Origin of the sequence: Marinobacter sp. ELB17 (assembly GCF_000169375.1) — a bacterium.
Taxonomy (GTDB): Bacteria; Pseudomonadota; Gammaproteobacteria; order Pseudomonadales; family Oleiphilaceae; genus Marinobacter.
The window spans coordinates 12,633-32,841 of record NZ_AAXY01000020.1 but is presented as its reverse complement, the minus strand read 5'-3'; the positions used below and the strand labels follow the sequence as shown (position 1 = coordinate 32,841).

Genomic DNA, 20,209 nt, shown 5'->3' with positions numbered 1-20,209 from the left:
CTCCTTATCACCTATCTATCTTTTATCCGAAAAGACACAGGGAAAAATAGAAAGGCCTGCGGTTACTCAGGGCTTCTGTCGACAATACAGCCTTGACGCTACGCGTCGGCAAACACTTTTCGTTGTGCCTTGCCCTGCAGCCAGTTACGTTCATCGTCCGTTAAAGTGGCGTAGGCATCGGAGTTGATTATCTGCCAGCACACCAACTCGGTACTGACTTCGTACGCTGAAGACAGCGTTGTAACGGCAACGTTCACGGAGGCTGCCATTCGCACTTCTTTTGCGGCCACATTTCTGGGTAGCAGAAGTTCCGCTGCAAAAGCGCGAGCACGCTTTTCCAAGCGCTCGGGGCTATTGCCGTTCAGTACCTCTGCAACCGGCAGGGCACCATCGCGATCCAGTAGCAGATGACAAATTTCATGGGCGAGGGTTGTGTTTTCACCATGCACGTGAGCTGACGTGCTTTGTTGCGCCTTATTTACGAATATCGCGGGGCCATGACGCGGCCCCCAACATGCAAACGCATCAAGTATGGAATCCGGCATATCAAAGTCATCAACCGGGATCTTCCATCGTTCAAGAAAGACTGACGGCTTTACACCTTCCGAATCAGACTTCCCTAATTTGCGGCGTAACCAAATGGCGACCCAGTAACCCTGATCATAGGGCTTGCCGATGTCTTTAAAGTCTTTAAAAAGACTACGAGAAAGCGAATCTAGCTCTGGTGTTGCTATTTTCGCTGCACCGCGAATTAAATCAAAGACCTGTAATTGCTGATCGGCTAGAAGTACGCCACTGGTCATACGTGCTGCGGCCATCAGCTCGCCGTCCGCCAGTGGAGATTCCGGATCGTACTCCCAATACTCAGGGTCGTTCTCAGGGTTTAGCTGCGCCAAACTTGCGGTGTTTAACCCGGTTAACAGCGGCACCGCTTGCGCGATTAAGCATGTCTCTCGAGCGTACCACTGCTCAGCAGCCAACTTGCCCCTACTCACCTCTTTTGTATTTGCGACTTCCGCCAAATAATTTCCAATGTCTTCAAGGTCACTTACTGCCCGCTGTAGGTTTAAGCGCACATGGCTACTGTGTTCGGCGCTAAAAACTTCCATCAAGGCGCCTTGGCGCATTAAATACGTAGCAGGGAAAAAAATTCCTTTGAACGCACAGGCCAGATCGTGCCGATCTAGAAAGCGAAAAGCCTGCTCTTCTTCATCTTCCATTCGTTCCTCGGCCATGTTTTCCCAGCGTTTCTCCAAATCTCTCATTAACGTGGAAATACCCATGGCTGACACCTGAAATGGGAAGTTTTGCTCCAGCAACAGATAAGCCCAATTTTTCGCAAGCCATTCCAGCAAATCTACCCATGTCCAGCTAGTAGGACAGCCGTCTTTGTCTGCTATAACCAGCAGGCCGCCAACAAGGAGCTTGCCTTCACCCCAAACGAGGCCAGCTTTTCCCCGCCGATCAACCAGCGTCAGCTCTAGCAAGAAGCCTTCTCTGGAGCCTAACCGTACTGTTTTAACCATTGTTCGAACTCTTTAGAGTGGCCGGATTTTTCTGCCATTTTTTTGAGTTTTCTTACTATCCTGCTCGATAGTGGTCTACGCCCTCTCAAATTACCCCGCCAAGGATAGCCATGCCATGAAATACCCGGCATTGTAGGTGCTGCTTCGTAAATCACACCTTTATGCACAGAGTAAATCTTAGACGGAATTTCGTCTCCCAAGTCATCGTAGTATGGCACACCCTGATTCAAAATTTCAGTGGCCAACTGCTCCGTGATGCTTTTGGGGCACTTACCTATTTGGCCTTTGTCGCCGGGTTCAAAACCGGCAAAATCGTGCTTCCAACGATGCTTGTGTCGCCCTTCGCCACGTTCATATAACCGAATTTCTGCCTCTGTATTAGCCATTACTCTTCCGCTATAGGCCGAGCGCCTTAATCATCTATGGTACGAGTCTTTGCCAGTTGCATTTTGACATTAGCGCCAAACTCAGCCATGAACACCATGAATACGCCTAGCATGCCACCAAGCAACGTAGCCAAGATCACAATGAGGCTGCGTTTTGGGCCTGTCTTTTCGGCGCTTTGACGGCTTTGCACAAGCACTTCAGTTTCATCAAGATTTTCCAGTGCGCTTTCAAGGCCAGCCACTCTCTGAATGGCAGCGGCTAAAGCCTCGCCTGTGTCCGGCTGGCCTCTGAGAGCTTCAATGATGGTTTCAGCCGATTTCATTTGACGCTCCAGACTGACTCTATCCTGCTTGATCCGTTCAGCCTGATAACGACTTAGATAATCGATGAGCGCCGCATGCGCCGCTTTCACATCGTCGCCGTGTTCCAGCGCGGTTTCACTGGTTAGCTGAATTAGGCCTGTGCCTTCAGGGTTGTTGAAACTTATACTAAATGGCAACTTTGTATCATTTTTGGCACGGTAAGCCGTCTGAACTTCCGGTAGCCAGCGGTTTTCCAAAGTCGCGATGACCACTGCCGGCGGCTGAAGGGACACGTCGCCACCCTTTTGTGCAACTTGAACCAGGCTGACATACTCGTATTTGTTCGACGCTTGCAAAGCGTAAGCCAGGCCGCCTAGCGTGAAAATCAAAAAAACAACATAAAAAACCCTGCGCCTGCGGATAAATGTTGTTGCCAGGTCGACCAGGCTAATTTCGTCCGAGTACCTGTCTTGATCTTCCTGCGAATGGGGATAGGAATTATTCATGCATTTAAATCCGTGAAATTAGATTAGTTCGAAAAAGCACGCTACCGCCCCACCGACCCGCTTCCAGTGTTATGGGCGAAATTTTTGTACATACAGAGAGCGTTATTAAAGCCGCGCAAAACCGTACATATTGGAAAAAAGAATAGGAGCGGCAATTCTACGCATTTGGCGCAAGCTTACAAGGAGCAACGATTGGCGGAGGGTCTGATTGACAGGGGATACTGCAGAATTTTGTTACTTCTTGTTAAACAATGAGTTTATCAACTATAAAACAGCCAGTACTTCTTCCAGTTCTCGAATCATCTGCCGTATCAACTGCTTATACCGTGAGATGCCGTCTTTCGCTTCTACGCTGGACAGCTGCTGTTTGGCACCGCCGATGGTGTAGCCCTGGTCGTACAATAAGCTGCGGATCTGGCGGATGGTGATGACGTCGGCGCGCTGATAGTAGCGGTGGTTGCCGCGGCGCTTTACCGGGGACAAATGAGGGAATTCCTGTTCCCAGGACGCAAGCGGGGACAGACTTGAAGTCTGTCCCCTAGCTCCAAGCCCAGGCGGGGACGGACTTGAAGCCTGTCCCCTATCTGTCCCCATCTGTTTATTGCTCGGTGGCAACGTAGGCTTCAACTTTTGCTTTGAGCTTCTGGCCCGGGCGCTCTTTTTTGTCGCGCAGGTCAAAGTTGCCAAATCCTGACAATTTCACCTGTTCGTTTTGGCTGAGTGCGCCGCGGATCTCGTCAAAGAACGCCCCTACTATTTCCTTGGCTTCACGTTTGTTCAGGCCAAGTTCGTCGTACAGGCTATAGCATCCAAAGGGCAATTCTCCAGATAAAACGGGTCGACGATCACCCGCCATTCTTTCAAGATATCGGCGGGTTCAATGCGCTCATTATGACTGACGCCGAGCTTTTTTCTAAGCCAGGTGGCGGCCAGATCGTGCCGGGCCTTTCCGTGAAGGTCCTTGGCAGATCGACGGCTTGGGTTGCTGGGCTCTTTTTAAACAGCTTGCTGGAATGCTTCCAGCTCTGATCGGGGGATGTGGCCGTGGTTTACCATCACGGTATTGATCAGCAGCGGCGAGACTTCAAAATGCTCTGCCGCCACTTCCATGAGTTCTTCATCGGGGGATGTGGTGTCCATCCACTCGACTAAGTCGTTGTAGGGGCAAAGGAACTCTTGGGCAAATGCTCGTTGAAACTTTTGTCGCACGGTCGTTGCATCGGTGCAGGGTAACCAGTTTCCGGTTTCTCCGGCGTAAATGCCGTCTGCGATCAATCTTGCTGTCATGAAGCGACGGGCGTCTTTGCGCTTTTTACCCAAGGCCACTTTGGCCCTGCCATTGTCAGCCACTTCGCCAATGCCAATCGGTAATCGCTGGGCTGTCTGGCTATGTTCCAGAAACTGAGGCGGCGTTTCCAACAGTTCAGCGAGCTTTCTGTTATTCAAGGGGCCTTTGTCTACCCCAAGCTGGCTGCGAACTGTGTTCGCCGCATCATGTCCTTTTTCCCATGGCTGGCTGGGGTTACCGTCCGAAAGCAGTTCGACCGTTCTCCGAACACTCTTCAGCGGCAATTTAAGCGAGTCCGCAGTACCTGAAAGGCAAGCCTCAACGCTTTCGATGGTTTTCTCCGTTCTGTCACGCCCGAGGCAGGCCAGCTCCTGGACTGCACCTTCTCCATGAGCCGCTATGAGGTCGGTGAGCAGGGCCAGTAACGAGCCTGGCGCTTCTTCCGAATCATAACCAAGCCTGGCTTCCAGTTGCCTCTGTAGGGCAATGGTTGGTGTTTTTCTTTCTTCGCACACGGTTTGCCAAAGTTCGTGAAGATGTGTGTGTTCTTTGCTGTTGCTGAGTCTTTCCAGCGTTTGATTAACAAGCTGGTCCACTGCTGCTTCGTACTCGTTTGCCGGCACCCAGGCATCCAGTCTTTCGATATAGCGAACTGGCCCGGTGTTGCCCCGGCTAGGCTTCAAGCCAGCCTGAATGCTCTCACCATCGGAAGCAAATGTAAGGTCTGGCCAGGCATAGCCTTCACCGGCGGCGGCGAGGTGGTGAGTCATTTCCCAGTCGTGCAGTTCGCGGCCGTCATTGGGGTTGAAGCCGGGCTCCCACCTCAAACGCCACCAGTTGGCGGCGAACCACAGCGCCAGAGGATAGGCTGAAACGTTTATGGCGTCTCGCACCTGGTGCTCACCCAGTTGGTTTTCATGGCGGAATAGCGGGTGACTTCTGAATTGCAGAGCCATGCGGCAGCGGGTCAGCAGTTCTTCTGAACCTACTGATTTATGCTGATGGGCCAGCCAGTCTATTTCAAATCGCATGATCTGTGCCTTCGCTATCGGTCGGCTGATACCAGCGTTCGAGAATTTCCTTCCTCATGGGGTCGGCCTCTGGCATTGGGTCTGCCGAAGGCGTTAGGCCGAAGTTTCCGGGGTTTCTTTTGTGTTCGGGGTTGCCACCGTATATGACAGCCCTGGCCAGGGCGCTGAGCTGCTCTGCCGTTAATGTCTTTTGTAGCTTGCGCTTGGGGTTGTAGCGACCGTTGCGTGGTTTCATTTCTTATTGTTTCCTTGCCATCCTTGGATAGAGTTTGCCACGGACACTCACGAACGCCCACGAGCGGAAGAACAAGACATTTTTAACAGTTTCAGAGTGCCTGTCCATGCATCCCGATGCATCCCGCTATACATCCCACATCCTAGGTCAGTGTTGCAGGCAGCCCTCACTACCACGTCTTATCCCGCTGTGTGCGGCGCAGCTGGACTGAGGACTTTTGATACACCAACCATAGGTTTGCCGGCAACAATGTAGTGGTCAACTAAATTTGGTCAGTGCTTGATCTCTGACCGTAATTGACTGACCTCATCAACTGTCAGACCTGCAATCTCTGCGATCATCTGGTCATTCATTTCAGTGCGATTGACCAGGTTACGGGCAGTTTCCTTCCTGGCTTCACATTGCCCTTCCTGATGCCCTTCCTGGTGACCTTCAAGTCGCTCCTTCTTAACCAGATTCTCAAGATTTTCTGCCAACATATCTCTATCCTCCATCAAACTGCTCAACCGATCCAAATCAAGCCTGGCCTTAGGAGCCACTCTCTGTAAATGGCGCTTGATCCAACGAGTAATGATTTTGTCCACCCGATCTTTGTTCGGGTCAGCTTTAATAATTTCAACAATCCGATCCACCGCCTGCTGCAGAGCTTCCCAACTATGACCGGCGTTCTCAACGCTAAATATGCCACTTAACGGCGTTTCCTTGCTGATCAATTCTTCATCAGTATAGCGCCCTTCGTCAACCAGGTAGCCTGCAGAACGTGGAGTTTGTACTTACTTCAATTTACGGAGAATGGGTTGAGAAATTGCCGGCGCCATAGGAGTTCTGCGTCGACCGGAAATAGCTCCGCCTCTTCACAAACCACTTTCCAGTTATTTGCGATCGTACTCGTGATTGCGGGCGTGATCGTCGGTGTTGCCGCACAGAACGTTAAATACAAGCCGACTGAAGAGTTCGCGCAAAGTCTGGCGGGGCTTGGTAAATCTGTGCCGAATGACTTCCGCCAAGTCTTCGTAACTGGCATATCGGGCCATCATATCATCCAGGCCTAATATGGTCAGCGCTGAAACCAGCGGCTTTCTGAGCCATCCGTTTTCCCTTCGTTCACGGTCAAACCTCTCGATGAGAAGAACGTCTTTACCGGCCGCTCTAGTCAGCCGGACTGGCGCAACATTGAGCCCCGCGAGGCTGGCTAGGCGCATGGCAATATACTCAGCTTTAACCACGCTGAAAAGGTCTGTGGTTGAGGAGAACTTCGCGATGTACTTAATACCGTTATCTTCAACCAGTGCTTTGGGACGAGCGCCCCCGATGGAGCTTCCATGAAAAAGTGCCTGATCTAACTCCGGCGTAAGCGGAATGCCCTGCTCTACGCGCTCGGCTGAGGCCAGAAGCTCTGACAAGGTGGCGCTTTGAGCTGAACGCGGCCGATATTCAGTGGCTGAGTGCTGAAAATCCAGTGCACCTATCCTGTCCGACCCGGATTCAAGCAGGTAAGTCAGTTCGTTCAGGTACGCAGGGTCAACATTTGCACCCTGACGACCTAACTGTTTATTGATCGAAGAATTGCCGGGCGCAAACCCTTTGGCTTCAGCGGAGGGATAGCCCGGTCTTAGGTCGGTCTTTGTTGTTTTTGGACGTAGTTTTTTACCACATCCAGCGAGGCGCCACCGGTAGACACGGCGCAATAACTGGGACTCCAAAAGTGGTTGCCCCACAGCCAGGGACTGATCTCTTCGCGATAATCACGGCGTAGGACGTAGGCGCTTTTTCCTTTCAGTTTGCCCACAAAGTTCGAGATCGAATGTCGAGGGTGAACGCTCGCGATCAAGTGAACGTGATCGCCTTCGCCGTTGCACTCGATCAACTCCGATCCCATCTGCTCGCAGGTTTCTCGAAAGATCGCTTCCAATGCGGTCAGGATCTCATCGGTAAACACTGCACGGCGGTATTTTGTGACAAAGACTAGGTGAATTGTGTTTTTATAAACTACGCTTCGGCCTTTTCGCCAATTCATTTCTTCCATCATTTTCAACCTCTAGGCTAGACTCAATTATCAGCATGGTGTAACGTTGAGCGATGATTGTAAAGCACGGAAAATCCATTGAGATTACCGATCAGTTGTCGCCCAAAGCGGCGACGGCGATTGCCCAATGGATTGGCGGTTATACCGTGATTTACAACCAGAAAACGCTTGCCTCGGAAGCGGATTATCAAGCCTGGGCGCTGGCGGGAAAACCGCCCGGGCTTCGGCCTGAGATCAATGCCGCTGCCGCGCATTTTCAAACCGACTTGCCATTCTTAAAAGACATTCCATCGCAAATCCGCCGCAACGCCGGGGCCAAATGGTTTGAGTCCTACCAAGCCTCGCTCAAAGGCATCCGCAGTCGTCCCACGGTTCGGGCCAAGCACAAAAAGCGAAACTGCTACGTCACCAATGAGCTGTTCGACGTTCAATTATTGGACGAAAACCGCTGCCTGATTCAACTCAAAACCCATTCGGGCAAACGCCATCGTGGTCAATACCTGACCGGCGTGGTGATGCCGTTCGCGGCGAAAGCCGCGGGCAAAGCGCTGTTTTTATCACGCAAAGGACGCCGATTCTGGTTGTCGATGAGTTTCCACAAAGAACTGGATGTAATGAACGAGAGCGCCGTTCGCCAGTACGCCGTGTCGCTCACCGATGAAGAATTAAAAAGCCAAGTAGAAGGCTTTGACCTGGGCGTGAAACGCCAGTCACAGGTCGTCGGTGCGTGTACCATTTGCCGGATGAAGCCCTTGCGGCCTGGCGAAACTGGAAGAACGCCGCGCTCGGTATCAACGCCGATACGCCCGAATGGCTTGCGCCAATGACCGCACAATCAGTACCGTGAAGCGAAAGCGCACCGGTGGCGAGAAAAAAATACAGCACAGAATAAGCCGATACAGCGAGAAAAAGGCCCAGATTCAGAACAACAATTCGCACCACATTTCCAAGAACATTGCGGATAACACCCCGCTTATTGCCGCTTTTGAAGACCTCAAGATCAGCAACATGGTTCGCAAACCCAAAGCGACACTGTGTGAAGACACTGGACGTTGGCTGGCCAACGGCGCCAGCGCGAAGCGCGGGCTTAATAAAGCCATTCACTCGGTCAACATGGGCCAGATTCGCCAATTTACCGCGTACAAACTGAAAGACCGGGGCAAACTGATGGTGCGGGTAAAACCGCATTACTCCAGCCAAGAATGCTCGCAGTGCGGCCACACTGAAAAAGGCAACCGACCGTCGCAAGCGACGTTCCAGTGCCAGGGGTGCGGCTACGCCGCCAACGCCGATGATAACGCCGCGTGTGTTATCAAACAGCGAGGCATTACGCACGTTCGGAGTGACGCGTTCTCGATAGAGAAAACACCCCGAACGATCAAAGTGCGACGAAAGAAAGCGAACAAGGCGCAGGAGCTGGCGTCTTCAGGAAGCGGAGATTGTGTAAGTCCTGGCATTCAGGCGGTGATCAGTGATGCTCTAAATTCTCGACGGACGAGAGAAAATCCTTGTCCTTCAGAAACCCGTACGCTTTAGCTGCGGGTAGTTCATAATTACCCGCCTACCCCAGGCATCCGGCGCGGCATCACGAATACAGCCGGGCATTGCTAGGCCTTCCAGCGGCAACTGCACGCCTTTTTCCAACGGGAGTTCCGGCTCATACAGTGAAATAGCAGGCGGGTTTTTGTCAGTTCGCTCCAGATAGCTCTTACCATAGTTGAACAGCAGCCTGCCGCCATTCGCTTCCAGCTTACCAGCCACAACCGGCTCTACCTCGCCCGGAAGCCAGATCCAAACGAAAGCCTCCGTGTCTTTCTCAGAAATCATCGTCTACTTCCTTCCGTGGTTTATGAGCTGATTTTGGCAGTAGGGCCTGAGTTTGTTGTGCAGTGGTTAAGGCTCTGTCGAGAGCTTTTAAATCCTGCTCGAACAGAGGGATTGATAGAATGGTAGCCACCTCGAAGACAGAACCAATCGCACAGACTGGATCTGCTTTTTCGATTCTTTGCAATAGACTGCGAGAGATTCCGGCACGGTCAGCCACTTCCTGCGCGCTGAGCTTCTGTTTTAGCCGCTCCGAACGAATCAACGCAGCCAGCAGCTGCAGCGCCGCGCGGTTGTATCGGGAGTATGTGCGTGCAGAAGTTTTTGCCATTTGAGTCACCCACAAACCATTTGACGATATTATGGGTGTTTTATGACTCAATTTCAAACCTGGAGATCAACACGACTAGGGTTTTTTTGGCAGGTACGATAGCTTTCTTTTAATGACGTAGGAATTTTTTTGCCACGGACGCGCACGGACACGCACGGACGAAAAACTACATTAAAACAATTCGTTGGTTTCTTTAAATCTTTTGTCCGTGTGGGTCCGTGGCTAAGCTCATTGGCTTTTATCTTTTTGAGCCGTCAAGCCTTGTTAAGCACCACTAGCACTTCCTCCAGCTCGCGAATCATCTGCTTAATGAGCTGTTTGTACTGGGAGATATCGTCTTTCGCTTCTACACCGGACAGCTGCTGTTTGGCGCCGCCGATGGCGAAATAGCGTTTGCCGGGGATGGCCGGTAGTTCGTTGTTGTTGCTGGGTTCTAGCATGGTTGTTGCTCGGTTTTGGTCTGGCTGTACCAGGGACAGACCTAAGGTCTGTCCCCTAGTCTCTTGCTGACCACTACACCCCCAACCAGAAAGTTACACTTACAAGGACAACCGGAGGTTGGAGTAAATCTCCTGTGACAGCTCCGAATGGACATCCGCTCGGCGAGCATAATCCTGCCATTGGCTCACCACCTCAGTTACCTGGCCAATAATGGCCCGGGCATCTGACTCGAAACGGGGGATTTGGGTTGCGACTGCGAGAATATCCTCGCGAGTGAACGTATCCCGTTTACCGTTGATGGTCATCTGATGGGTGTCCACCCAGTATGAACCGGGTTTGTAGCTGTAGGCGATATCAAACGCCGGTGCCAAACGCCAACCGGCCGTTGGATGGTCCAACAGAAAGCCAAAGTTCTTGGTGTGGTCGTCCTGGTTCCGGGCAATGACGTTGAAGACCATACGCCTGAAGATCTCGATTGCGTCTACCCGTGGCAACCCGAGTGTTCGGGCAATGGTCATCAGTTCTTCATAGCTGTACTGGCCAGGTTTCCGGAAGTCTGCATGGTCCATCGCGCATAGGGACTGGTAGTGGCGCTTGCGGTCACCGTCCCGGTCGAAACGCTGCGTCATAAAATGGGCCCGCTCCCCTTCTATCAACAGTTCAGACGGTGCCATATTGATGCCTGCGTCCTTGGCCATCAGGTAGTAGGCATATTCCATCCGGCCATACCCCTGCGGGTCACCAAAGACCTCGCTGGTGGATGATCGCTCTTTGACCCCATCAAATTTAATGAGGTAGTGAGTGAATCCTTTGGGTATGGGAGTCTGGCCGGATACTACCCGAGAACGATCACGGTTCACGGCAATAACGGCCTTGGGGCGAGCCCCACCCGCCGATGTGCCCACCTGGAAAATGGCACTCATTGCATCATTGTTCTCATCACCCTCTGATATGGCCACGTCCAGGCCAGCTCTTTGGTCCAACACGGACTGAGCCAACTCGACCAGTGTATCGACCTTGATATCTCCTGATACCTGAGTCTGAGTGTTCCGGCTGTCTGGCTTGTACTCCAGGGCACCCATGCCACGGTTGCCGGTGTATAGGAGGCGGTCAACCGGGCTGAATGAGCTTTTTGGGATCCCCTGGCGAGCCAGCCAGGCGTTGATAACGGCATTACCAAAGTCATCTGGCAAAGTGTCGGCAAACACACCCGGCAGTCCAAAGAACGTTTCCGGTGGCAATGAGGGGAAATTGAACCTCCCAGCCCGAGGAGGTAGGTGGAGCGGGGAAATCGAAACGTCCTGCTTCAACCAACCCTTATCGTATTCGAACGTCGACAGACCGGTGTCTGTGTCATACAGCAGGGCACCGACACTCTTCCCCCATAGGATAACTTCCGTAACGGTGCTCACCAGTCCAGGTCTCCTTTGTCCTGTTCAACGGGATCATTACCGGGGCGTGCACGCTGGCGAATGTGGCCAGCACTCTTTAATGCCTCGATCGGTGAATAAGGCTCATCTGGCAAGAAGGCATCCAACGCCGGGAGTTTTCCGAGAACACGCAGGGCAGCAACCAGAACTTCAAGTTTCCCGTTACCGTCTTCAAGCCGGATGTACGTTGCTCGGCTGACACCCATGCCCTCTGCGATCTGCTGCTGGGTGATGTTTTGCTCCAGCCGGGCTTGCTTGAGGCGCCGACCCAGCTCATCGAGGATGGCCAAGTCTGACATGCTGCGTTTTATTTCGCTCATAATGTTACAAAATTAACTCACTAATGAGGCTTTAGGGGCTAAAAGTATCAGTAATGATACATTAATTGCACACCGAAGCTGGAGTATATCCAATATCTATGAACAATGTACTAATTATAAGACATAAAAGGCTTTTTAGCCAATTAGTGACTTAAAAATACGACATTAACGCGGAGCATCAAAGTACTGACGGTGTTGGGCTCCCACCTCAAACGCCACCCGTTGGCGGCGAACGACAGCGCCAGAGGATAGGCTGAAACATTTATGGACGACGGGGGCTGATGGAATCATGACTGCCTCCTGATAGGGTTGAGGCATTCATTGAATCAGAAGCTCAGCAGGAAGTTGCGCTATGCTGCCGTAAGGTTACGGAAGATAGAAGAAAAGAAAAAAGAAGGGAGTGCCTGTCCATGACTTACTAGATGACGATGGCTGACCGGGGACAGATTTGAAATCTGTCCCCTATATTGATGCCTCAGTCGACGCTGCCGGCCAAGATGACTTCCGGGAACGCAGCAAGAACGAGTGCCTGCCCATGCGATGCGCGCATCGTCTGACTATGGCAGAGTTATCAGTGTTTCTGCTCTTTACGAAATACCTTGACCTCATTATCGGACAAGCCAGAAGCTGTCGCAATTTGGGCATCGGTCAGCAGACCCATCGCAATCAGGTTACGGGCGATTTGTTCAGCCTTCATGTGTTCACCTTCTTGGCGCCCTTCCTGGCGCCCTTCCAGCATGCCCTCAAGTCGCTCTTTCTTAGCCAGATTTTCAAGATTTTCTGCCAACATATCTCTATCCTCCACCAAACTGCTCAACCGATCCAAATCAAGCCTGGCCTTAGGAGCCACTCTCTGTAAATGGCGCTTGATCCAACGAGTAATGATTTTGTCCACCCGATCTTTGTTCGGGTCAGCTTTAATAATTTCAACAATCCGATCCACCGCCTGCTGCAGAGCTTCCCAACTATGACCGGCGTTCTCAACGCCAAATATGCCACTTAACGGCGTTTCCTTGCCGATCAATTCTTCATCAGTGTAACGCCCTTCGTCAATCAGGTAATAGCGAAGGTGCGGTTGGTATACTCGCAAAAACTCCGGTGGCTCCGGTTGCACCATTTCGTAGATGTCCTGACGGGCTGACCAGCGTCGAGAACCGTTGTACAACACTATCGGAAAAATTGGCGGCAAACCCTGACGCGCCGTTGTTTCACGAGTTTTCAGTAAGTGATCGTAAAAGCAGGCCACGTAGTGCATCAGCCGCAATGGCATGGTGCTGTCTACTTTGGACTGGAACTCCAGCAGGATGTATAAAAACACCCGCTGAGTGATGCCTTCCCAGTTCACTTCCACCGACCACACTACGTCTTCGAACTTTTCCTCAAACAGCGGTGTGATGTAGTTGCCGCTGTGATTCTTAAGTGTGCTGAAGTCCATCAGATCCGCGATCTCGAAAGGTGCAAATCCTTCGATCAACTGCTGGACAAACTCCGGGTGACTAAACAATTCCTTGTAACCGGTATCGTGGTGGTTCGTTGCCATGCATCCTCCTGATTCAACGAACTCCATTATACCACGCCAAGGTTTTTCATTAGAGGGAACAGGAACGCATGAGGAATATCCCAAAATACCAAGTGCCCAGCAACAGCCCCTCTACGGTATAAGACATCCGCTGACCGTCCTCAGCCTGTGGTGTTTAGTGATTTGCCGCCACTAATTTCTTCAGGTGATGCTTTCACAACGCAATTCCTTGCGCCCGGGCAATCTGGTGGATTGCAGCATCCGGCATGTTAGGTGCATCCAGAAGTACGTCTATTTTCCTTTCGCCCAGCTGTTTGATGATTTTTGCCTGTAGCCTTGCGACATCCCAAGCCGGGCGTTCTACCAAGCTATCAACCTTAACCAGTAAGTCGATATCGCCACCTCTGGCGGTGTCATCGGCACGTGAACCAAACAGCGAAACCTCGGCTTCAGGCCCAAAGACGGATTTCACCGATGCTTTGATTACCCGAATTTCTTTGGCATTCAATCTCATAGCATGGTTGCCTGCTTTGGTGTACGAGAGCCCTCTGGTTAGTGACGGCCCTTCTCCTTCGCTCAAGCATAGGCTTTCTTGGCTTGGTTGGCCATGGATTCTGGTGCTCGCTCTGCGCTTTCTGCTATCACCAATGAGGGTGATTTTTTGCTGCGAAAAGATAAAAGAACGAGAGTTTTGCCACGGAGGCGAGCTTACAAGTAGAAGCACTTGGCAGAGGATCTGATTGACAGGGGATACTGCGGAACTTTGTTACTTCTTGTTAAACAATGAGTTTATCAACTATAAAACAGCCAGTACGTCTTCCAGTTTTCGAATCGTTTGCCGGATCAACTGCTTGTACTGGGAGATGTCGTCTTTCGCTTCTACGCTGGACAGTTGCTGTTTGGCACCGCCGATGGTGTAGCCCTGGTCGTACAATAAGCTGCGGATCTGGCGGATAGTGATGACGTCGGCGCGCTGGTAGGAGTCGCGGTTGCCGGGGATGACTGGCAGTTCGTTATTGTTGCTGGGTTTCGATCTGGGCTGTACCAGGGGCAGACTTTAAGCAGGGACGCAAGCGGGGACAGACTTGAAGTCTGTCCCCTATCTCCAAGCCCAGGCGGGGACAGACTTGAAGTCTGTCCCCTATCTCCAAGCCCAGGCGGGGACAGACTTGAAGTCTGTCCCCTATATTGATGCCGCAGTTAACGCTGCCGACCAAGATGACTTCCGAGAACGCAGCAAGAACGAGTGCCTGCTGCAGAGCTTCCCAACTATGACCGGCGTTCTCAACTCCTAATACGCCGCTTAACGGCGTTTGCTTGCTGATTAATTCTTCATCAGTGTAACGCCCCTCGTCAATCAGGTAATAGCGAAGGCTGGACCTCTTCAAGTCCACAGCTCCAAACTCTGTGTGCCGTTTTGTCACACAAATTGACATAGATGAGAGCTCTTGTTATCATCGTTTCCGACACTGACCAATAAGGGCCATTTAAGAAAAAAACGCTCGGTCGGGAAATCATATAAATACCGGGAGAAAGGGAATGAAAACTCAGACTAATCAGGCGGGTAGAGATCCCCGTCTCGTCGCACGAGTGGATACACAAACGCAGCAATTTATTGCGCAAGCTGCTGAGCTATCTGGGATGACAATGAGCCAGTTTCTCATTGATGCAGCCCGCTCAAAAGCTGAAGAGGTGGTGGATCGGATTACCCGCATTCGGGTTTCTGTTGAGACAGGAAATAGGATGTTGGAAATCTTGGATCGGAAACCTCGGAAGCCATCGAGCAAGCTCATGCAGGATGCGCTCGACTACAAGGAGTCCGTAAATGACACTAATGCAACGAACGAGGCTCACGCCGATCCAGAAACGCCATAACCGCAAGGCTTTTGATTGCGGTTATGCTGACCTGAATGAATTCCTGGCTCACAGCGCCAGAGCTTCATCTGACAAGCGAATAACCCGAACATTCGTGATAGAAGCCCCCTCCGATCCAAACACGATCATGGCGTACATCACGCTAACCTACACAACCGTTGACCTACCCGTTGAGTGCAAGCCTGCGCGGAAACTGAAAAATCCTGTCCCTGCCTTACTCCTTGCAAAAATGGCCGTCGACAATCGATACAAGGGCTCCGGCTACGGAAAGCGCCTTCTCACCTTTGCGATCAAAGAAGCATCAGAGACCTCCAAAAGAGTCGGAGGTGTCGGCTTGGTGATTGACGCAAAAGACAATGACGCGAAGGCGTTTTACCTTAGCCGGGGCGGTGATGATTTCGAGATTATCGATGAGAGCGGTCTAAAGCTTTGGCTTCCCATTGATATCTGCGATGCCATCGCACAGACACTAGGTGATCCGTGAGTCAAGGAGGTCGTTTCCATTGCTAACGCGTTTCGCCACCGGGAATGCCCTGAAACGCATGCGCGTTGGGTTTGCCGGATCGGGCCAGATCCCGGATCTCCTGTCGGACAACGGATTCGGATTCATTCGCCCTTGACCATCAGACATCTAGAGGCCATTCGCATCGCTTGCTGCAAGGTGTCATTCACATCACGAGTGAACTTGAGCCCCAAAAACGAGTGCCTGTCCATGCGATGCGCGCATCGTCTGACTATGGCAGAGGATCTGACTGGCAGGGGATATTGCAGAAATTTTTGGTCTATTGCGAAGTAGTTGACTTTGTCAACTACATGACAGCCAACACCTCTTCCAGCTCTCGAATCATTTGCCGTATTAACTGTTTGTACTGGGAGATATCATCTTTCGCTTCTACGCCGGACAGCTGCTGTTTGGCGCCGCCGATGGTGTAGCCCTGATCGTACAATAAACTGCGAATCTGGCGGATGGTGATGACGTCTGCGCGCTGGTAGTAGCGGCGGTTGCCGCGGCGTTTTACCGGGGACAGGTGGGGGAATTCTTGTTCCCAGTAGCGCAGTACGTGGGCTTTTACGGCGCACAGTTCGGCTACTTCGCCGATGGCAAAATAGCGTTTGCCGGGGATAACCGGCAGTTCGTTGTTGTTGCTGGGTTCTAGCATATTTATTGCTCAGCTCCAATCTAGCTATAAGCAGGGACAGACTTGAAGTCTGTCCCTAATCTCGTACTCAAGCGGGGACGGACTTGAAGTCTGTCCCCTATCTCCACTATCTCTGCTCAAGCAGGGACAGACCTTAGGTCTGTCCCTTAATCTCTATTGCTGGGTTTCGACGTAGGCTTCTACTTTTGCTTTGAGTTTCTGGCCGGGGCGGAAGGTGACCACGCGGCGGGCGCAGATGGGGATTTCTTCGCCGGTTTTTGGATTGCGGCCGGGGCGCTCTTTTTTATCGCGCAGGTCGAAGTTGCCGAATCCTGACAATTTCACCTGTTCGTTATGGCCGAGTGCGCCGCGAACTTCGTCAAAAAAGGCCTCTACCATTTCCTTGGCTTCACGTTTGTTCAGGCCAAGTTCGTCGTACAGGCGCTCGGCCATTTCCGCTTTTGTCAAAGCCGCCATCCGTTAACTCCTTAGTGTTGCCCCCAATTCAGCTTTCAGGGCTTCTATTACGCCGTTGAACAGCCCGTGCACTTCGTCTTCGGTCAGTGTGCGCTGCGGGTGTTGCCAGAACAAGCTGAGTGCCAGGCTTCGATTGCCTTCGCTCTCGCTCTCAACCTCGCCTTTACCGAGGCTTTCGCCTTGGTATACATCGAACGCACGCAGTGCGTTTAGGTGCTCGCCGGCGTGGTGTGTTGCCACACGCTCGACGTCTGCAAATTTCACGTCGCTTCCGATAATAATAGCCAAATCTCGACGAACTTCTGGAAATTTTGAAACATCTTTGAAATTAGGCACATAACCGGTAACGATTGGGTTTAAGAATAGCTCAAACATTATAACTGTGCCATTAAGTTCCATATTTTTCTGCACCTGAGGGTGCAAGGTGCCCAACCACCCTACCGGCTGCCCGTCGCGCAGCAATTCAGCGGTCTGGCCGGGGTGCAACGCCGGGTGTTTTCCAGCACGAAAATCTACGGTAATGCCCAGCAAGCGGAACAGGCTTTCCAACTCCCCTTTTACATCAAAGAAGTCGGCGTTTCTGCGACCGTTCACCCAGTTTTCGGGGTTTTGGTTGCCGGTGACGACGCCTGCCAGCATGGGCTGCTGCAGAATGCGTTCGCCCTCTTTCATAAACCGCAGGCCGCTTTCAAACAGGCGAATGCGTGGCTGCTGGCGATTCTGGTTGTGGACCACGGTTTTTAGCAGGCCGCTCCACAGGGTGGTGCGCATGACGGACAGGTCTGCAGAGATCGGATTGGCCAGAGCGATGCCTTCGTTCTGCGGATCTAACTGTTCCTGCACTTTCGGGTCCACGAAGCTATAGGTAATGGCTTCCTGGTAACCGTTGGCGACAAAATAGTTGCGGATGGCGCTCAGCGGGCGGGTGTCTTCGGCTTTGGGACGCAGGCCCAGTGAACCTGTGGGTTCGGTGACCGGCAGGTTGTTGTAGCCGTAGATGCGCCCTACTTCTTCAATCAGGTCTTCTTCGATGGTGATGTCCGGGCGGAAGCTGGGCGCGCTGACTTTCCAGCCGTTGTCTAACCGCTCTTCTACCGCCAGGCCCAGGCGGGTGAGGATGTCTTCCACTTTGGCGTTTGCGATGGCCAGGCCCAATACGTCGGCCAAACGCTTTTCACGCAGTACGATAGACACCGGCTTTGGCAGGTGTTCGGCGCTGGTGACATCGACAACATCGCCGGCTTCGCCGCCCACTATGCTGATCAGCAGCTCGGTGGCGCGTTCCATGGCACTGCGGGCCAGATTGTAGTCTACACCGCGCTCGAAGCGGTGGCTTGCGTCTGTGTGCAGGCCGTAATGACGGGCTTTTCCGGCCAGGGTAATCGGGTCGAAATAGGCAGATTCCAGCACTAGGTCGCGGGTTTTTGGGCGAACACCGGAGTGTTCGCCACCCATTACGCCGGCAATGGCGATGGGTTTGCTGTGGTCTGCTATTACCAGAGTCTGTTCGGTGAGGGTCACTTCCTGGCCGTCGAGTAACACCAACTTTTCTTCTGGCTTGGCCATGCGCACCACTATGCCACCGTCGATTTCGGCGCGGTCAAAGGCGTGCATGGGCTGGCCCAGTTCCAGCAGGATGTAATTGGTGACGTCTACCGCGGCGTCTATGGAGCGAGTGCCGGAGCGACGCAGCTTTTCCTGCAGCCAGAGTGGGCTTTGCGCGGTTAAGTCCACATTGCGCAGAATGCGGCCCAGGTAGCGCGGGCAGCCAGCGGGGGCTTCTACGCGCACATCGGGCACTTCGTTGTGTACAGCCGCGACAGGGTTTATAGCCGGCGTATTAAGGGGCAAACTGTTGAGCACGCCCACTTCCCGGGCCAGGCCTTTGATAGAAAGGCAGTCAGCGCGGTTTGGGGTTAGATCTACATCGATAGCAATGTCGTTCAGTTGCAGGTAATCGGCGAACGACTGGCCCACGGGGGCGTCGGCGGGCAATTCCAGGATGCCGTCGTGGTCTTCAGACAGGCCCAGTTCGGCGCCGGAACAGAGCATGCCGACAGAAGGCTGGCCACGGAGTTTGGCTTTTTTGATTTTGAAATCGCCGGGCAGTACGGCGCCCAGTTCGGCGAAGGGTACTTTGATGCCGGCGCGCACGTTGGGGGCGCCGCACACCACTTGCACCTGGGTGCTGCCGTTGCTGACCTGGCACACTCGCAGTTTGTCCGCATCGGGGTGTGCTTCTACGCTAAGCACTTCACCAACGATTATGCCGGTAAATTTGCCCGCCACCGGCTCAAAGCCGTCGACTTCCAGGCCGGCCATGGTGATTTGGTCCATCAACTGCTGGGAGTCCAGAGCCGGGTTAACCCATTCGCGCAGCCACTGTTCACTGAATTTCATGGTAATTGCCTTGTTCTGTTGCGGTGTCGCCTGTTGACTGAAATGCCGTGCCGTTTCTGGCTGGCGTGCCGTCCCGTTTCAAAAGGGTATTTAACGGAACTGACGCAGAAAGCGCAGATCGTTCTCGAAGAACATGCGCAGGTCGTTGACGCCGTAGCGCAGCATGGCCAAGCGTTCTACGCCCATGCCAAAGGCAAAGCCACGGTATTCTTCGGCGTCTATGCCGCAGTGCTCGAACACTTTGGGGTGCACCATGCCGCAGCCCATGACTTCCAGCCACTTGATGCTGCCATCGGCTTCACGGCCCCATTCGATGTCTACTTCCGCCGAGGGTTCGGTAAATGGGAAGTAAGACGGGCGGAAACGTACTTTCAGGTCGCGCTCGAAAAATACCCGCAAAAACGCTTCCACGGTGCTTTTCAGGTCGGCGAAGCTGACGTTCTTTTCAATCAACAGCCCTTCCACCTGATGGAACATGGGGGTGTGGGTCATGTCGGAATCGCAGCGGTACACGCGGCCAGGGCAGATCATGCGGAACGGCGGTTTGCCGGCTTCCATAGTGCGGATCTGAACCGGTGAGGTGTGGGTGCGCAGAAGAGTGCCGGGGTTAAAATAGAAAGTGTCGTGCATGGCACGGGCCGGATGGTGGCCGGGAATGTTGAGGGCTTCGAAGTTGTGGTAGTCGTCTTCGATTTCCGGGCCTTGTTCCACGCTGTAACCGGCGCTGGCAAAAAAGTCTTCAATGCGCTGCAGGGTGCGAGTAACCGGGTGCAAGCCACCCAGTTCCTGGCCGCGGCCTGGTAGGGTTACGTCAATGGCTTCGCTGGCCAGTTTGGTTTCAATAGCGATGCGCTCAAGGTCGCTGCGGCGGGCGTTGATGGCCTGCTCTACCCGGCCTTTGGCGTCGTTGATTTTCTGGCCGGCAGCGGGACGTTCATCGCTAGAGAGTTTGCCCAGTGTTTTAGCCTGCTGGGTAATCGCCCCTTTTTTGCCCAGGTATTCCACACGAATGTGATCAAGCGCCTGCAGGTTGTCGGCGTTTGCCACCCCCGCTAACCCGTCCTGAACCAGCTGCTTCAGGTTTTCCATTGATCCTGCTCCAAACCAGAAATGAAGACGTCACCCTTTACATTCATAAACAGGTGAAATCTA

General features: G+C 52.8%; 25 protein-coding genes and 1 pseudogene. 4 read left to right on the top strand and 22 right to left on the bottom strand.

The window, feature by feature from the left end:
- Positions 1-98: 98 nt before the first annotated feature.
- The 10 genes and pseudogenes from MELB17_RS17195 to tnpA all read right to left on the bottom strand — a co-directional run bounded on the left by MELB17_RS17195 (position 99) and on the right by tnpA (position 7,304).
- Positions 99-1,487: an ImmA/IrrE family metallo-endopeptidase gene (locus tag MELB17_RS17195; RefSeq protein WP_227498952.1), complete on the bottom strand. Its 1,389-nt coding sequence runs from the start codon at positions 1,485-1,487 to the stop codon at positions 99-101.
- 17 nt (positions 1,488-1,504) lie between these two features.
- The gene (locus MELB17_RS17190; protein ID WP_007351588.1) at positions 1,505-1,912 is read right to left on the bottom strand and encodes a hypothetical protein; all 408 of its coding nucleotides are present in this window, start codon (positions 1,910-1,912) and stop codon (positions 1,505-1,507) included.
- Between the two features lie 26 nt (positions 1,913-1,938).
- Positions 1,939-2,721 carry a Wzz/FepE/Etk N-terminal domain-containing protein gene (locus MELB17_RS17185; RefSeq protein WP_007351587.1) on the bottom strand — a complete coding sequence of 261 codons (783 nt, stop codon included), beginning with the start codon at positions 2,719-2,721 and terminating at the stop codon, positions 1,939-1,941.
- A gap of 264 nt (positions 2,722-2,985) precedes the next feature.
- A pseudogene (locus MELB17_RS17180) lies at positions 2,986-3,234 on the bottom strand (MerR family transcriptional regulator); the annotation flags it as partial.
- An 85-nt stretch (positions 3,235-3,319) separates the two neighbouring features.
- Complete coding sequence (locus MELB17_RS17175) at positions 3,320-3,541, bottom strand: HU family DNA-binding protein (protein WP_264673245.1); 222 nt, start codon at positions 3,539-3,541, stop codon at positions 3,320-3,322.
- Between the two features lie 176 nt (positions 3,542-3,717).
- The gene (locus tag MELB17_RS17170; RefSeq protein ID WP_007351584.1) at positions 3,718-5,040 is read right to left on the bottom strand and encodes a hypothetical protein; all 1,323 of its coding nucleotides are present in this window, start codon (positions 5,038-5,040) and stop codon (positions 3,718-3,720) included.
- Entirely contained in the window at positions 5,030-5,275 is a 246-nt protein-coding gene (locus MELB17_RS17165) for a hypothetical protein (protein ID WP_007351583.1), read from the bottom strand. Before MELB17_RS17165 ends, MELB17_RS17170 begins: the two co-directional genes overlap by 11 nt.
- Positions 5,276-5,547: 272 nt before the next feature.
- Positions 5,548-5,988, bottom strand: a complete 441-nt coding sequence (locus MELB17_RS17160; protein WP_007351582.1) for a hypothetical protein — start codon at positions 5,986-5,988, stop codon at positions 5,548-5,550.
- A 159-nt stretch (positions 5,989-6,147) separates the two neighbouring features.
- A complete protein-coding gene (locus MELB17_RS25130; RefSeq protein WP_007351581.1) occupies positions 6,148-6,678 on the bottom strand; it encodes a type II toxin-antitoxin system HipA family toxin in 531 nt (176 codons plus the stop codon).
- Positions 6,679-6,887: 209 nt separating this feature from the next.
- A complete protein-coding gene (gene tnpA, locus MELB17_RS17150; RefSeq protein WP_007351580.1) occupies positions 6,888-7,304 on the bottom strand; it encodes an IS200/IS605 family transposase in 417 nt (138 codons plus the stop codon).
- 50 nt (positions 7,305-7,354) lie between these two features.
- Between tnpA and MELB17_RS17145 the strand changes: the two genes are divergently transcribed.
- Both MELB17_RS17145 and MELB17_RS17140 read left to right on the top strand, forming a co-directional pair.
- On the top strand, positions 7,355-8,128 hold the full coding sequence (locus MELB17_RS17145) for a hypothetical protein (RefSeq protein WP_007351579.1): 774 nt from the start codon (positions 7,355-7,357) through the stop codon (positions 8,126-8,128).
- Positions 8,112-8,837, top strand: coding sequence for an RNA-guided endonuclease TnpB family protein (locus MELB17_RS17140; RefSeq protein ID WP_007351578.1), 726 nt, complete (start codon positions 8,112-8,114; stop codon positions 8,835-8,837). Before MELB17_RS17145 ends, MELB17_RS17140 begins: the two co-directional genes overlap by 17 nt.
- Here MELB17_RS17140 and MELB17_RS17135 read toward each other — a convergent pair.
- From MELB17_RS17135 to MELB17_RS17100, 8 genes are all read right to left on the bottom strand, one after another.
- The gene (locus MELB17_RS17135; RefSeq protein ID WP_007351577.1) at positions 8,817-9,128 is read right to left on the bottom strand and encodes a HipA N-terminal domain-containing protein; all 312 of its coding nucleotides are present in this window, start codon (positions 9,126-9,128) and stop codon (positions 8,817-8,819) included. The two genes, MELB17_RS17140 and MELB17_RS17135, sit on opposite strands and share 21 nt — an antisense overlap.
- Complete coding sequence (locus MELB17_RS17130; RefSeq protein WP_198136508.1) at positions 9,118-9,507, bottom strand: helix-turn-helix domain-containing protein; 390 nt, start codon at positions 9,505-9,507, stop codon at positions 9,118-9,120. Before MELB17_RS17130 ends, MELB17_RS17135 begins: the two co-directional genes overlap by 11 nt.
- A gap of 203 nt (positions 9,508-9,710) precedes the next feature.
- Positions 9,711-9,896, bottom strand: a complete 186-nt coding sequence (locus MELB17_RS17125) for a hypothetical protein (protein WP_007351575.1) — start codon at positions 9,894-9,896, stop codon at positions 9,711-9,713.
- A gap of 99 nt (positions 9,897-9,995) precedes the next feature.
- Positions 9,996-11,309, bottom strand: coding sequence for a type II toxin-antitoxin system HipA family toxin (locus MELB17_RS17120; RefSeq protein WP_007351574.1), 1,314 nt, complete (start codon positions 11,307-11,309; stop codon positions 9,996-9,998).
- The gene (locus tag MELB17_RS17115; protein ID WP_007351573.1) at positions 11,306-11,647 is read right to left on the bottom strand and encodes a helix-turn-helix transcriptional regulator; all 342 of its coding nucleotides are present in this window, start codon (positions 11,645-11,647) and stop codon (positions 11,306-11,308) included. The genes MELB17_RS17120 and MELB17_RS17115 overlap by 4 nt, the downstream gene beginning before the upstream one ends.
- 571 nt (positions 11,648-12,218) lie before the next feature.
- The gene (locus MELB17_RS17110; RefSeq protein ID WP_007351572.1) at positions 12,219-13,187 is read right to left on the bottom strand and encodes an Rpn family recombination-promoting nuclease/putative transposase; all 969 of its coding nucleotides are present in this window, start codon (positions 13,185-13,187) and stop codon (positions 12,219-12,221) included.
- A gap of 193 nt (positions 13,188-13,380) precedes the next feature.
- Positions 13,381-13,680, bottom strand: a complete 300-nt coding sequence (locus MELB17_RS17105) for a nucleotidyltransferase domain-containing protein (RefSeq protein ID WP_007351571.1) — start codon at positions 13,678-13,680, stop codon at positions 13,381-13,383.
- A 282-nt stretch (positions 13,681-13,962) separates the two neighbouring features.
- Entirely contained in the window at positions 13,963-14,214 is a 252-nt protein-coding gene (locus MELB17_RS17100) for a MerR family transcriptional regulator (protein ID WP_083796422.1), read from the bottom strand.
- Positions 14,215-14,705: 491 nt separating this feature from the next.
- Between MELB17_RS17100 and MELB17_RS17090 the strand changes: the two genes are divergently transcribed.
- Together MELB17_RS17090 and MELB17_RS17085 are read left to right on the top strand one after the other, a co-directional pair.
- Positions 14,706-15,041 (top strand): DUF1778 domain-containing protein, encoded by a 336-nt coding sequence (locus MELB17_RS17090; protein WP_007351568.1) that lies wholly within the window; start codon positions 14,706-14,708, stop codon positions 15,039-15,041.
- Positions 14,992-15,525, top strand: coding sequence for a GNAT family N-acetyltransferase (locus MELB17_RS17085; protein WP_036185278.1), 534 nt, complete (start codon positions 14,992-14,994; stop codon positions 15,523-15,525). The genes MELB17_RS17090 and MELB17_RS17085 overlap by 50 nt, the downstream gene beginning before the upstream one ends.
- A 325-nt stretch (positions 15,526-15,850) precedes the next feature.
- On the opposite strand, the gene MELB17_RS17080 is transcribed toward MELB17_RS17085, so the two are convergent.
- The 4 genes from MELB17_RS17080 to pheS form a co-directional block, all read right to left on the bottom strand.
- The gene (locus MELB17_RS17080) at positions 15,851-16,201 is read right to left on the bottom strand and encodes a MerR family transcriptional regulator (protein ID WP_007351566.1); all 351 of its coding nucleotides are present in this window, start codon (positions 16,199-16,201) and stop codon (positions 15,851-15,853) included.
- A 153-nt stretch (positions 16,202-16,354) separates the two neighbouring features.
- Complete coding sequence (ihfA, locus tag MELB17_RS17075) at positions 16,355-16,657, bottom strand: integration host factor subunit alpha (RefSeq protein WP_007351565.1); 303 nt, start codon at positions 16,655-16,657, stop codon at positions 16,355-16,357.
- 3 nt (positions 16,658-16,660) lie between these two features.
- A complete protein-coding gene (gene pheT / locus MELB17_RS17070; protein WP_007351564.1) occupies positions 16,661-19,057 on the bottom strand; it encodes a phenylalanine--tRNA ligase subunit beta in 2,397 nt (798 codons plus the stop codon).
- Positions 19,058-19,147: 90 nt separating this feature from the next.
- Positions 19,148-20,146, bottom strand: a complete 999-nt coding sequence (gene pheS, locus MELB17_RS17065) for a phenylalanine--tRNA ligase subunit alpha (RefSeq protein ID WP_007351563.1) — start codon at positions 20,144-20,146, stop codon at positions 19,148-19,150.
- Positions 20,147-20,209: the final 63 nt, after the last annotated feature.

What these genes read in the sequence shown, in the direction of transcription:
- MELB17_RS17190 (WP_007351588.1), bottom strand. Translation starts at nt 1,912, where the DNA reads ATGGCTAATACAGAGGCAGAAATTCGGTTATATGAACGTGGCGAAGGG.
- MELB17_RS17185 (WP_007351587.1), bottom strand. Translation starts at nt 2,721, where the DNA reads ATGAATAATTCCTATCCCCATTCGCAGGAAGATCAAGACAGGTACTCG.
- MELB17_RS17170 (WP_007351584.1), bottom strand. Translation starts at nt 5,040, where the DNA reads ATGCGATTTGAAATAGACTGGCTGGCCCATCAGCATAAATCAGTAGGT.
- MELB17_RS17165 (WP_007351583.1), bottom strand. Translation starts at nt 5,275, where the DNA reads ATGAAACCACGCAACGGTCGCTACAACCCCAAGCGCAAGCTACAAAAG.
- tnpA (WP_007351580.1), bottom strand. Translation starts at nt 7,304, where the DNA reads ATGATGGAAGAAATGAATTGGCGAAAAGGCCGAAGCGTAGTTTATAAA.
- MELB17_RS17145 (WP_007351579.1), top strand. Translation starts at nt 7,355, where the DNA reads ATGATTGTAAAGCACGGAAAATCCATTGAGATTACCGATCAGTTGTCG.
- MELB17_RS17140 (WP_007351578.1), top strand. Translation starts at nt 8,112, where the DNA reads ATGGCTTGCGCCAATGACCGCACAATCAGTACCGTGAAGCGAAAGCGC.
- MELB17_RS17135 (WP_007351577.1), bottom strand. Translation starts at nt 9,128, where the DNA reads ATGATTTCTGAGAAAGACACGGAGGCTTTCGTTTGGATCTGGCTTCCG.
- MELB17_RS17125 (WP_007351575.1), bottom strand. Translation starts at nt 9,896, where the DNA reads ATGCTAGAACCCAGCAACAACAACGAACTACCGGCCATCCCCGGCAAA.
- MELB17_RS17115 (WP_007351573.1), bottom strand. Translation starts at nt 11,647, where the DNA reads ATGAGCGAAATAAAACGCAGCATGTCAGACTTGGCCATCCTCGATGAG.
- MELB17_RS17110 (WP_007351572.1), bottom strand. Translation starts at nt 13,187, where the DNA reads ATGGCAACGAACCACCACGATACCGGTTACAAGGAATTGTTTAGTCAC.
- MELB17_RS17105 (WP_007351571.1), bottom strand. Translation starts at nt 13,680, where the DNA reads ATGAGATTGAATGCCAAAGAAATTCGGGTAATCAAAGCATCGGTGAAA.
- MELB17_RS17090 (WP_007351568.1), top strand. Translation starts at nt 14,706, where the DNA reads ATGAAAACTCAGACTAATCAGGCGGGTAGAGATCCCCGTCTCGTCGCA.
- MELB17_RS17085 (WP_036185278.1), top strand. Translation starts at nt 14,992, where the DNA reads ATGACACTAATGCAACGAACGAGGCTCACGCCGATCCAGAAACGCCAT.
- MELB17_RS17080 (WP_007351566.1), bottom strand. Translation starts at nt 16,201, where the DNA reads ATGCTAGAACCCAGCAACAACAACGAACTGCCGGTTATCCCCGGCAAA.
- ihfA (WP_007351565.1), bottom strand. Translation starts at nt 16,657, where the DNA reads ATGGCGGCTTTGACAAAAGCGGAAATGGCCGAGCGCCTGTACGACGAA.
- pheT (WP_007351564.1), bottom strand. Translation starts at nt 19,057, where the DNA reads ATGAAATTCAGTGAACAGTGGCTGCGCGAATGGGTTAACCCGGCTCTG.
- pheS (WP_007351563.1), bottom strand. Translation starts at nt 20,146, where the DNA reads ATGGAAAACCTGAAGCAGCTGGTTCAGGACGGGTTAGCGGGGGTGGCA.